Annotated in this window: 11 protein-coding genes; 4 read left to right on the top strand and 7 right to left on the bottom strand. The window is 72.3% G+C overall.

What is annotated here, in order from left to right; translation table 11 throughout:
* Positions 1-37 precede the first annotated feature (37 nt).
* From mshC to ACFULQ_RS46410, 4 genes are all read right to left on the bottom strand, one after another.
* On the bottom strand, positions 38-1,267 hold the full coding sequence (gene mshC / locus ACFULQ_RS46425) for a cysteine--1-D-myo-inosityl 2-amino-2-deoxy-alpha-D-glucopyranoside ligase (RefSeq protein ID WP_383557107.1): 1,230 nt from the start codon (positions 1,265-1,267) through the stop codon (positions 38-40).
* A 101-nt stretch (positions 1,268-1,368) separates the two neighbouring features.
* A complete protein-coding gene (locus tag ACFULQ_RS46420; RefSeq protein ID WP_383557106.1) occupies positions 1,369-2,181 on the bottom strand; it encodes an SCO1664 family protein in 813 nt (270 codons plus the stop codon).
* Positions 2,145-2,735 carry a DUF3090 domain-containing protein gene (locus tag ACFULQ_RS46415; protein ID WP_123759678.1) on the bottom strand — a complete coding sequence of 197 codons (591 nt, stop codon included), beginning with the start codon at positions 2,733-2,735 and terminating at the stop codon, positions 2,145-2,147. Before ACFULQ_RS46415 ends, ACFULQ_RS46420 begins: the two co-directional genes overlap by 37 nt.
* Before the next feature lie 123 nt (positions 2,736-2,858).
* The gene (locus tag ACFULQ_RS46410) at positions 2,859-3,545 is read right to left on the bottom strand and encodes a histidine phosphatase family protein (RefSeq protein ID WP_383557104.1); all 687 of its coding nucleotides are present in this window, start codon (positions 3,543-3,545) and stop codon (positions 2,859-2,861) included.
* 61 nt (positions 3,546-3,606) lie between these two features.
* Here ACFULQ_RS46410 and corA point away from each other — a divergent pair, with 61 nt between their 5' ends.
* Positions 3,607-4,602 (top strand): magnesium/cobalt transporter CorA, encoded by a 996-nt coding sequence (gene corA, locus ACFULQ_RS46405; RefSeq protein ID WP_383557101.1) that lies wholly within the window; start codon positions 3,607-3,609, stop codon positions 4,600-4,602.
* 28 nt (positions 4,603-4,630) lie between these two features.
* On the opposite strand, the gene ACFULQ_RS46400 is transcribed toward corA, so the two are convergent.
* Together ACFULQ_RS46400 and ACFULQ_RS46395 are read right to left on the bottom strand one after the other, a co-directional pair.
* On the bottom strand, positions 4,631-5,419 hold the full coding sequence (locus tag ACFULQ_RS46400; RefSeq protein WP_383557098.1) for a ferritin-like domain-containing protein: 789 nt from the start codon (positions 5,417-5,419) through the stop codon (positions 4,631-4,633).
* A gap of 440 nt (positions 5,420-5,859) precedes the next feature.
* Positions 5,860-6,915 carry an LLM class F420-dependent oxidoreductase gene (locus ACFULQ_RS46395; RefSeq protein ID WP_383557095.1) on the bottom strand — a complete coding sequence of 352 codons (1,056 nt, stop codon included), beginning with the start codon at positions 6,913-6,915 and terminating at the stop codon, positions 5,860-5,862.
* A gap of 154 nt (positions 6,916-7,069) precedes the next feature.
* Between ACFULQ_RS46395 and ACFULQ_RS46390 the strand changes: the two genes are divergently transcribed.
* Both ACFULQ_RS46390 and ACFULQ_RS46385 read left to right on the top strand, forming a co-directional pair.
* Positions 7,070-8,056: an aldo/keto reductase gene (locus ACFULQ_RS46390; RefSeq protein WP_383557092.1), complete on the top strand. Its 987-nt coding sequence runs from the start codon at positions 7,070-7,072 to the stop codon at positions 8,054-8,056.
* Positions 8,053-10,434, top strand: a complete 2,382-nt coding sequence (locus tag ACFULQ_RS46385; protein WP_383557090.1) for a helix-hairpin-helix domain-containing protein — start codon at positions 8,053-8,055, stop codon at positions 10,432-10,434. The genes ACFULQ_RS46390 and ACFULQ_RS46385 overlap by 4 nt, the downstream gene beginning before the upstream one ends.
* 85 nt (positions 10,435-10,519) lie before the next feature.
* Here ACFULQ_RS46385 and ACFULQ_RS46380 read toward each other — a convergent pair whose 3' ends face one another.
* On the bottom strand, positions 10,520-11,188 hold the full coding sequence (locus ACFULQ_RS46380; RefSeq protein ID WP_383557087.1) for a hypothetical protein: 669 nt from the start codon (positions 11,186-11,188) through the stop codon (positions 10,520-10,522).
* Positions 11,189-11,235: 47 nt separating this feature from the next.
* Here ACFULQ_RS46380 and ACFULQ_RS46375 point away from each other — a divergent pair, with 47 nt between their 5' ends.
* Entirely contained in the window at positions 11,236-11,424 is a 189-nt protein-coding gene (locus ACFULQ_RS46375) for a DUF5703 family protein (RefSeq protein ID WP_007380901.1), read from the top strand.
* The last annotated feature ends 22 nt before the right edge of the window (positions 11,425-11,446 follow it).

Here is an 11,446-nt window from a genome sequence, read left to right as displayed (position 1 = left end):
CCTCCCGCGGGGAGGAGCGCCCCTTCCGTACGGCCTTCTAGAGGGCCACGCCGAGCAGCGCGTCCACCGCACGTGTCACCACGCCGGGCGCACCGGTGTCGGTGCCGCCCCGCTCCTCCTGTGCGGCGGCCCAGCGGTCGACGGCGAGGAGCGCGGCGGGCGCGTCCAGGTCGTGGGAGAGGGCCTCGCGGATCTCCTCGACGAGCGCCTCGGCGGACGGTCCGTCGGGCCGGGAGACGGCGGCACGCCAGCGGCCGAGCCGGTCCACGGCGTCCTGGAGGACCTGGTCGGTCCACTCCCAGTCGGCCCGGTAGTGGTGGGCGAGGAGCGCGAGGCGGATGGCGGCGGGGTCCACGCCCTCGCGCCGCAGCTGCGACACGAAGACCAGGTTGCCCTTGGACTTGGACATCTTCTCGCCGTCGAGGGCGACCATGCCGGCGTGGACGTACGCCTTGGCCATGGGGAACTCGCCGGTGAGCACCTGGGCGTGCGAGGCGCCCATCTCGTGGTGCGGGAAGGCGAGGTCGGAGCCGCCGCCCTGGACGTCGAAGGTCATGCCGAGGTGGTCGAGGGCGATGGCGACGCACTCGATGTGCCAGCCGGGGCGCCCGCGCCCCAGGGAACCGCCGTCCCAGCTGGGCTCGCCCTCGCGGGCGGCCATCCACAGCATCGGGTCGAGGGGGTTCTTCTTGCCCGGCCGGTCCGGGTCGCCGCCGCGCTCGGCGGACAGCAGCCGCATGGCGGCCGCGTCGAGGTTCGAGACCTTGCCGAAGTTGGGGTCGGACTCGACGGAGAAGTACGTGTCCCCTTCGAGCTCGTAGGCGGCACCGGCCTCCCGCAGCCGCTCGACCAGCGGCACGATCCCGGGTATCGCCTCGACCGCGCCGATGTAGTGCCGCGGGGGCAGCATGCGCAGCGCGGTCATGTCCTCGCGGAAGAGGGCGGTCTCCTTCTCGGCGAGGGCGGTCCAGTCGACGCTGTCCCGCTCGGCGCGCTCCAGGAGCGGATCGTCGATGTCGGTGACGTTCTGGACGTAGTGAACCTGCCGCTTGGTGTCGAGCCACACGCGCTGCACGAGGTCGAACGCGTTGTAGGTCGCCGCGTGCCCCATGTGGGTGGCGTCGTACGGCGTGATACCGCAGACGTAGATACGGGCGACGGGACCGGGGTCGAGGGAGACCAGACCGCCGGTCGCGGTGTCGTGGATCCTCAGGTCGCGGCCCTGACCAGGCAGGGCGGGGACCTCGGAAGCGGGCCAGGCATGCATGTCATGAGCCTAACCGGACGGATGTTCCGTATACGAACCGGACCGGGCCGGATGGCCGGTAAGGCCCTCTTGCGCGGTACGGCCCGGTGTGCAGGGTGCCGCTAGACGGGCGGCCAGGGAATGGCGGGCCACTCGCCGCTCGGTTCGGGGTGCTTGCCGGAGCCCAGCAGCGCGTCGACACGCGCGCGTGTGGCGTCCAGTTCGGCGGGGGTGATCAGGGCGGCCAGTCGGGTGGCCAGCTCTCCCGAGAGGGCCTCCTTGAGGCCTTTCAGCACGTCGACCGCCTCGCCGGTCAGGGGCTCCCCCGCCCAGCCCCACAGCAGGGTCCGCAGCTTGTTCTCCGCGTTGAAGGTCACTCCGTGGTCGATGCCGTAGAGGCGACCGCCCTCCGCGGGCAGCAGATGGCCGCCCTTGCGGTCGGCGTTGTTGATCACCGCGTCGAGGACGGCGAGCCTGCGCAGCCGCTCGTCGTCGGCGTGCACCAGCAGCGCCGTCCTGCCCTCGCCGACCTCGGCGAGGCCGATGGCCTTCCAGCCCGGCTCGGGCTCCTCGGCGTCGACCAGGGCGAGCAGTTCGCTGCCCGGCACGCCCTCGACCCACAGCTGGCACATGCCCTCGCCGTAGGGCCCGTCGCGCAGCACCGTGGGCGGCACGAGCCCCCAGCCTGTCGCCTCGGACACCTCGTAGGCGGCCACCTCGCGCTGGGCGAGGGTGCCGTCGGGGAAGTCCCACAGGGGCCGCTCGCCGCGGACCGGCTTGTAGACGCAGAGGACCTCCTGGCCCTCGTACGAGACGGAGCACTGGAGCACCGCGTTGGAGGCGTCCCGGATCTGCCCGCGTACCGTGAGCTCACCCCGGGTGAGCAGCTCGGCCGTGGTCACGCTCCGCGGCGGTATCCGTTCTGGCGCGGACATACGTGTCCTTCCGGGTCGAGCGGGAGACTGCACAGCGGGCACGGCGGCCGCCCGGCGTTGACGACGTCCAGGGCACGCTTGGCGAAGGCTCTGGCCTGCGCGCCGGTGAGGCGGACCCGCAGCATCGGAGGGCCGTTCTCCTCGTCCTGGAGGAGCCGCTCCTCGGCCTCGGCGAGGTCCTCCTCGGAGTCGGCCTCCAGCTCGACCAGGGCCTGCGCCTCCACGATCATGCGCTGCTCCTCGCCGTCCCAGGCGAGGGCCATTGTGCCGACCCGGAACTCCTCCTCGACGGGGGTGTCCAGGGGCGCGGTGTCGGCGACGTCGGTGGGCGGCACGGCCGGCACGGAGGCGCTGCCGCCGCTGCGGCGCACGACCTCGTCGAGGAGTTCGTCCATCCGCTCGGCGAGGGCGGCGACCTGTGTCTTCTCCAGGGCCACGCTGGTCACTCGGGGGCCGGCCGTGGCCTGGAGGAAGAACGTACGGCGCCCGGGCAGTCCGACCGTGCCGGCCACGAAGCGGTCCGGCGGGTCATAGAGGAACACCTGACGGGACACGTCCTGTCTCCATTGGATTCGTGGGTACGGGAACGACGGGTACGACGGAAACGGTGGGGACGGCGGGATCGTCCATCCGTGAACGCGCTTGTGTGAACCGCTTCACCCTACTGCGCCCGACGATCACGGTGCGCCCGCACCACCACCGACCGGGGCGTCACCGCCCGCCGCCTCCTCGCGCGGCACCAGGGACGCGAAGTCACCGGTGTCACCGAGGCGGACGAGGAACGGCCTCAGCCGTGTGTAGCGGATGACGGTGATGGAACACGGTTCTACGGAGATCCTCTGGAAGAGGTCCAGATGAAGTCCGAGTGCGTCCGCCACGAGCGACTTGATGATGTCGCCGTGCGAGCACATCAGATAGACGGCGTCGGCACCGTGATCGCGCTCCACGCGCGCGTTCCACTCGCGTACGGCCTCCGCCGCGCGCGTCTGCATCGCCCGCATGGACTCGCCGCCGGGGAACGCGGCCGCCGAGGGGTGGGCCTGGACGACCTCCATGAGCGGCTCGTCCATGAGTTCGGCGAGCTTGCGGCCGGACCAGTCGCCGTAGTGGCACTCGCCGATGCGCTCCTCGGAGTGCATGGGAAGACCGGGGCGGGCATCGAGCAGCGGCTGAATCGTCTCCTGGCAGCGCTGGAGGGGGCTGGCGACGACCTCGGCGATCGGCACGCCCTCCAGCCGTCCGGGCAGCGCGGCGGCCTGGGCGGCGCCGCGCTCGTCCAGGGCGACCCCGGGCGTCCACCCGGCGAGCAGTCCCTCGGTGTTCGCGGTGGACCGTCCGTGCCTGACAAGGATCAACGTGGGCATGCGGCAAGGGTAGGCGTACGCCGGAATGCCTTGTCCTTCGAGCGACGGGAGAACACGCTCCGTGATCGTCGACTGTGCCATCTACCGGGAGGGACACCGGACCGAGGGGCCCGAGGACCTGTCCGACGCGCTGGACCAGGCGCGGTCGGCGGGCGGGTTCGTGTGGATCGGTCTCCATGAGCCGTCGGAGAAGGAGTTCGAGCTGGTCACCAAGGAGTTCGGGCTGCATCCGCTGGCCGTGGAGGACGCCCTCAAAGCGCATCAGCGGCCCAAGCTGGAGGTGTACGACGACTCGCTGTTCGTGGTTCTCAAGCCGGTCTTGTACGAGCCGGAGAGCGACGCCGTCTCCACCGGCGAGGTCATGCTCTTCCTCGGCGACGCCTTCGTGGTGACGGTCCGTCACGGCGTGGGCTCGCCGCTGAAGGCCGTGCGCGACCGCCTGGAGCAGGAACCGAAGCTGCTCGGCAAGGGGCCCACGGCCGTCCTGTACGCGGTCGCCGACGCCGTGGTGGACCACTATCTGGAGGTGGCGACGGAGCTCGGGACCGACCTGGAGGAGCTGGAGGCGGAGGTGTTCTCGCCGGACGGCGGCGGCTCGCGCGGCACCGCGTCACGGATCTACACCTTCAAGCGGCAGATCCTGGAGTTCCGCCGGGCCACCGTCCCGCTGTCCATGCCGCTGACCCGGCTCGCGGGGGTGGGGGCGTACGGCGGCACGGTGCCGTTCGTGAACGACCGGGCGCGGCCCTTCTTCCGGGACGTCAACGACCACCTCGCGCGCGTGAACGAGTCCGTGGAGGGCCTGGACCGGCTGGTGTCGGACGTCCTGTCGGCGCATCTCGCGCAGATGAGCGTCCGGCAGAACGACGACATGCGGAAGATCTCGGCGTGGGCGGCCATGGCCGCGATCCCCACGATGATCGCGGGGATCTACGGCATGAACTTCGAACACATGCCGGAGCTGCACTGGGTGTGGTCGTATCCGGCGGTGATCGCGGTGATGGGCCTCCTGGAAGTGCTGCTGTACCGGACGTTCAAGCGCCGGGGCTGGCTGTAGCGCCCCTGCGACCGGCGTCCGGGACTCCTCAGGCGAACTCGGGGGCGGAGGTGGCCGGGCCGCCCAGGGCGTCGCGGCGCTCGGGCATCCTGAGGGAGACCATGCGGCGCCAGCCCGCGGCGCGCTCGTAGGCGTAGACGCCGTGGATGCCCGCGGCGAGGAGCGCCGACTTCGCCCGGGACCAGCCGAGGATGCGTCCCATGTGGGCCATCACGGCGAGGCTGACGTCCCGGTAGACGCGGATCTCGGCCAGCGCGCACTCCCTGAGGGTGCGCTGGATGGCTCGGCCGTGGCCGGCGCGGGCGAAGCGGAGCAGTTCCTCGTGGCAGTAGGCGAGGTGGTTGTCCTCGTCGGCCGAGATCATCCGCACCGCGCGGCCGAGTTCGGGATGGTCGGCGAAGTGCTTGCGCAGCAGCTCCATCTGCTCGGAGGCCCGCTGTTCGGTGACCCTGCTGTGCGCGAGGTAGGTGACGATGTCCTGCACGGTCAGCGGCTCGTCGCTCTTGAGCTTGTCGTGGGCGAGGCCGATGCCGTGCTTCTCCAGGAGCATCGTGTAGTCCGTCTCCGGGGGGACCGGGACGGGTTCGAGCCGGCGCTTCTTCATCAGGGCGTTGAAGATCCGCCCGTGCTTGTCCTCGTCGGCTCCGTGGCGGGTGATCTTGGGGGCGAGTGCGCGCTCGCCCGGGGGCACCAGCGCGGCGATACGGGCGTTCTCCCAGCCGCCCTGCGACTCCCCGCTGGCCGCGATGGAGCAGAACAGCCGGAAGGACTCGTCGTGGTCGAGGATCTCCTGGAACAGACTCTTGGCCGAAAGCATCGTGAGGCACCTCTCTGCCGGATTCCGCGGCAATCCGCAAAGAACGAGTCAAATGCGGCGCGAGGGGTGCTGCAACAGCTGTGTCGGACAACTCCGCCGAAAGGAGGAACAGGGGGGTCATCACAGGGGCGTAACCGCGGGGGCGCAAGCGCGTTGGTTCACATGACGGCCGTGGCGGGGAAGACCCCCGAGCCCCCACCACGGCCGGTTGCCTCCGGCGGTTGAACCGGGTACGCGCGGCGGCCTGTGACTTGGGGGGCGGGGCGCTTCGGGGACCGGACCGAGTGCACGCAGACGGACGGTGGCCGCCGGGCCGGGCGGGTCCAGGTGGGGTCGGGGGGTCTGGGGCCGTCCTGTTGGGAGGGTGATTGCGTCCGGGATTCGGGGCGGGCGGGCCCGGGGTGTGGCCCTGGGGCCCGCCTGCGGGGGTGTGCGGGTGGCTAGGCGAGGCCGGCTCGGGTCAGGGCCTCCGTGCCGGCTCGGAGGGCGGCGAGGCGTTCGTCGAGGGTGAAGCCCGCCGGGGCCAGGGTGAGGGTCGTGACGCCGGCCGCCGCGTACTGCTTCATCCGGTCCGCGATGCGGTCCACCGAGCCGAGCAGCGTCGTCTTGTCGATCAGGTCGTGCGGGATCGCGGCCGCGGCGCCGTTCTTGTCGCCGGCCAGGTACTTGTCCTGGATCTCGGCAGCCGCCGCCTCGAAGCCCATGCGCTGGGCGAGCTGGTTGTAGAAGTTCTGCTTGCGGCTGCCCATGCCGCCCACGTACAGCGCGGTGTAGGGACGGAACGTGTCGGCGAGTGCCGTCACGTCCTTGTCCTCGCCCAGTGCGAGCGGCAGCGTCGGCACGACGTCGAAGCCCTCAAGGGTCTTGCCCGCCTTCTCCCGCCCCGCCCGCAGGTACTGGATCGCGGTCTCCTCCAGGTGCTCGGCCGAGGGGAAGATCAGCAGCGCGCCGTCGGCGATCTCGCCGGTCTGCTCCAGGTTCTTCGGGCCGATCGCGGCGATGTACAGCGGGATGTACTCACGCTCGGGGTGCACGGTCAGCTTGAGCGGCTTGCCGGGACCGCCGGGCAGCGGCAGCGTCCAGTGCTGCCCCTCGTAGGACAGGCGCTCGCGCGTCATGGCCTTGCGGACGATCTCGACGTACTCACGCGTGCGTGCCAGCGGCTTGTCGAACTTGACGCCGTACCAGCCCTCGGAGACCTGCGGCCCCGAGACACCGAGGCCGAGCCGGAAACGGCCGCCCGAGAGCGAGTCCAGCGTGGCAGCCGTCATCGCGGTCATGGCCGGCTGGCGGGCCGGGATCTGGAAGATGGCCGAGCCGACGTCGATGCGCTCGGTCTGGGCGGCGACCCAGGTGAGCACGGTGGCCGCGTCCGAGCCGTAGGCCTCGGCGGCCCAGCAGACCGAGTACCCGAGGCGGTCGGCCTCCTTGGCGACGGCGAGATTGTCCGCGTCCATTCCGGCGCCCCAGTAGCCGAGGTTGATCCCGAGCTGCATGGCCGATTCCCCTTACCGATCAGTAACGTCCCTTGTGGGCAGACCTTAGCGCGGCGGAACCGGCCGGGGCAGGTCGCAGCGGTCCCCGTACCTGTGCGAATCCGTTGTCCACAGGCCCCCACGCGACAGGTTCTGGCCAGTAATCTCGGCGTTCATGGAGCAGAGGCATCTCGGCCGTACCGGCCTGCGCGTGTCCCGGATCGGGCTCGGCACCCTCACCTGGGGCAGGGACACCGACGAGCACGACGCGGCGGACCTCCTGAAAACGTTCTGGGAGGCGGGCGGGACGCTGGTCGACACGGCGGACGTGTACGGCGACGGGGAGGCGGAGTACCTCCTCGGACGCCTCATAGAGGGCCTGGTCCCGCGCCGGGACCTGATCATCTCCACGAAGGCCGGCAGCGTGCCCGACCCGGACCGCCGCGTCGACGGCTCGCGCGGACATCTGCTCTCCGCGCTGGACGACTCACTGGCCCGGCTCGGCACGGACTACGTCGACGTCTGGCACATCCACTCCTACGACCCCTGCACCCCCCTGGAGGAGACGCTCCACGCCCTCGATCTGGCGGTCGGCAGCGGCCGGGTCCGTTATGCCGGGGTGTCCAACTTCTGCGGCTGGCAGCTCGCCAAGGCGGGGACCTGGCAGCTGGCGGCGCCCGGGGTGCGGACGCGGCTGGCCGCGACACAGCTGGAGTACTCGCTGCTCCAGCGCGGGATCGAGCGGGAGGTGCTGCCGGCCGCGCTGGATCTGGGCATCGGACTGCTGCCGTCCTCGCCGCTGGGGCGCGGGGTGCTGACGGGCAAGTACCGCGGGGACGCGACACCGGCCGACTCACGGGGGGCCTCGGAGCATCTGGCGCCCTTCGTCGCGCCCTACCTCGACGACACGGCGAGCCGCATCGTGGACGCGGTGACGACCGCGGCGGACGGCCTCGCCGTCACCCCGCTCCAGGTGGCCCTCGCGTGGGTCAGGGACCGGCCGGGGGTGGCCGCGCCGATCGTCGGCGCGCGCAACTCGCAGCAGCTCACGGCGGCATTGTCAGTGGAGGCCCTTAGTCTTCCTGACGAGATCTGCCGGGCGCTCGACGATGTGTCGGCGCCCGTGCACCGCTATCCCGATCACGACTGGAGCACGCTGTGAGCACGGAGCCGGAGCCCACGGAGAACACCGACCCGGGGACGCGGACGGCCGCGCCTGAGACCCACCCGGCTCCGCGGGGTGCGGACGCAGCACCGGACACGGAGGCCGAGGGCGTGGGGGCCGACGGCATGGGGGCCGGCGCGGACGCCCAAAGCGGCGAAGACGGCGAAGCGGAGGCGGGCGGGACCGACGCCGCCGACGGCGGGAGCAAGGATGCCGGGGACGGCTCGGACAAGGCTCAGTTGTCCGAGGCCGAGGCCGAGCTGGCGGCTCAGCGAGTCGAGCGGGAGCGGATCGCCCGGCGCAAGGCGGAGAAGCAGGGGCCCGTCGAGAGCGGGGCCAAGCTCAGCGGGAAGGCCGCCGATCTCCTCGCCGCCGTACGGGCCGTGGAGAGCGGGGCGAAGCCCGCGGCCGCCGTGTTCAGCGAGCCCGAGCCACCGCGTCGGCCGGCGCAGGAGGCGGCGCGGCCGCGGCCGGTGTCGGCACCGGCGGACCGTGCCCGCGCTGGGGTCGAGGTCGGCGTGGTCGCTGCTCCCGGCGGCGGCGGTTCCCCCGCCGGGCCCGGGCCGGAGGTCGTCGAGGCCGTCCGGCGGGTGCTGGCCGCGGGCGGTGCGCCGGAGGGGCTCGCGCCCCAGGTGGCCGCGGTGCTCGGGGAAGGGGCGGACGACGAGCTGCGGGCCGATCCATGGCAGTTGCTGCGGGTCGCCGGGGTACGGCCCGAGCAGGCCGACGGGTTCGCGCGGGCCCTGCTGGGCGCCGAGTGCGCGCCGGACGACGAGCGGCGGGGGCGGGCGGTCACCGTCTGGCTCCTGGAGCAGGCGGCACTCGCCGGGCACACCGCGCTGGAGATGCCCGCGCTCACCGCAGCGCTGGCCCAGCGGGGCGTGCCGGACACCGACGCGGCCGTACAGAGCACGATCGCCGAGGCGGAGGCCCTGGTCTTCCAGGACGCTCTCGACCCGACCGCCGCGGAGCCTGCCGAGGGCGACGAGGAGGGCGCGGAGCGGCCGGTGCGGATCCTGGTCGGTCTGGAGCGCTGCGCCCTCGCGGAGGAGAGCCTCGCTGACGGCCTGGCCCGGCTGATCAACTCCGTGCCCAAGGAGGACGGTTCGGCCGAGGACTGGGAGCGCGCGGCCGCGTCGGCCAAGGGCTCCGCCGCCGAGCTGATCCGCGCGACCGCGACCCACGGTCTGGTCCTGCACACCGGCGGCGAGGCGTCCGTGGCCGAACCGGCGGCCCTGCTGGAGGCGGCGCGGACCCTGGGCCTGCGGGCCTGGGCGGCCACCCACAGCCCCCTGGGCCGCGACCGCTTCAGCACACTGCTCCGGGCCGGCCGGGAAGGTGCCGCCTCGCCCGGGGCCGCACACCCCGAAGACACCCCGGAGACAGGGCCCGACCGCGACCACCCCGGCGCCGACGCCCCCACCCACCCCGTCACCACCGTCGCCGGCCTCCTCTCCGGTGTCGAAGGGCCCGGGCGGGACGGTGACGGGGCGTTCGATCTCGATGTGCTCGTCGTGCTCGACGCGCCCCAGCTGGACGTCGAGACGGCCGCGCTGCTCGTGGAGTCGTTGCCGGACGGGGCGCGGCTGGTGCTGGCCGGGGATCCGGCGGTGTTGTGGTCGGCGGGCCCCGGGCGGGTCTTCGCGGATCTCCTCGCCGCCCGGATCTGTCCGCAGGTCGCCTCGCGCACCCCCGACCCCGGACCGCTGGGCGAGCTGGTCTCCGGGATCGGCATCGGAGAGCTGAACAAGGTCGAGGCCCCCGGCAAGGAGATCGTGATCGTGCCGGTGCGGGACGCGGGCGAGGCCGTGCACCGGACCGTGCAGCTGGTCGCCGACTCGGTGCCACGGGCGATCGGCGTGCCCGCCGAGCAGACCCAGGTGATCACACCGGGCCACGGCGGCGCCGCGGGCACCCGCGTGCTCAACGCGGCCCTGAAGGAGCGCCTGAACCCCGGTCCCGGCCGCTTCGGCGGATTCGACCCGGGCGACCGCGTCGCCTACTCCCCCACCCCGGGCCGTACGATCCCGGGCCACGTGGTGAAGGCCGACGCGGACGGCCTGCACCTGAGCTGCGGCGGCGAGGACGTGGTCGTACCGAAGGAGCGGGTGGAGCAGTCCGTGCGGCACGGCTGGGCGCTGACCGCACACCAGGCGGTCGGTGGCCGCTGGCCGGCGGTGGTGGCGGTCCTGCCGGGTGACGCCACCCAGGCCCTGACCCGCCCCTGGGTCTACACCGCGTTCGGCAGGGCGGCCCGCCACCTCTCCGTGGTCCAGGGCGCGGACCAGGCCCTGGCCAGAGCGGTGGCCGAGATCCCGCCCAAGCCCCGCACGACCCGCCTCCCCACCCTGCTGGCCACACCGACCGCCACCTGACGCACCCCCGAAGGGCACCGGCACCGGACGGACAGCATAAGAGCAGCCCCGGAGAGCGGAACTCCGGGGCCGCCGTCACAAGGCCTCAGCGTTGATCCAGGTCCAACGGCTCCAGATCCTCGTCCTCAAGATCCACCCCGTCGGCCAGGTCGTCATCGTCGTCGTCGAACACCGCGCTGACGTCGAAGCGGCACACCACCCGCTCCACGTCCACCTGCTCGAACGGCGCCTCCAGCCACTCCCCCGGCTCGGCCGGTTCGTCCGCCGCGGTCACCCACAGCGTGGAATCGCCCTCCTCCAGGCCGAACTCCTTGTGCCGGGAGGCGATCTCGTCGGGCTCGAACTCCCCGAAGAGCACGCCCAGGGCGCCGTGCACGGTGCCCGCGGCCTCCGTGCCGAGCCCCTCGTCGGCGGCCTCGACCCGCTGCGCCTGCGCCAGCAGCCGCTGCGGCTCCGCCACCGAGTAGTCACGGCGGATCAGCACACTGAGCGCGTTCGGCTCCTCGGGGCCGGTGTAGGGCGGAGCGTCGTCCGCGCCGGGGATCTCGAAGGGGGTGACCTCGTCATAGCGGTCGTAGAGCAGCTCGTCGTACACCTCGGCGGCCGCGGCCAGTTCGTTGAAGGCCTCGTAGACGGCCGGGTCGTCCTCTCCCGACCTCTTTTCCACCGCGGCCAGGTGGCGGTCGAGCGCGGTCTTGACCGCCTCGGCGGCGGCACGTACCTCGGCAGCGGTGGGCTGCACAGCATCAGACATAGTGCAGACGCTATCCGTACCGGGCCCCGGCCCGCACAATAGATGCGATGCCGGAATACGAATTTGTCGACGTGTACGTACCGCGCGGGGTCTCCCGCAAGGACGCCACACGCCTGCTGACGGACCATGCCGAGTACGGACACTGGGAGTTGGACCGACTGAGCCTCATGCGCGACGGCAGCCGCAGGGTGCGGTTGCGCCGGCGGATCATCCGCCAGGTGCGTGCCACGTGGTGAGACAGCACGAACGGAGCGGGCC

Origin of the sequence: Streptomyces sp. NPDC057253, assembly GCF_042669125.1 — a bacterium.
Taxonomy (GTDB): Bacteria; Actinomycetota; Actinomycetes; order Streptomycetales; family Streptomycetaceae; genus Streptomyces.
This window is presented reverse-complemented; position numbering and strand designations above follow the sequence as displayed.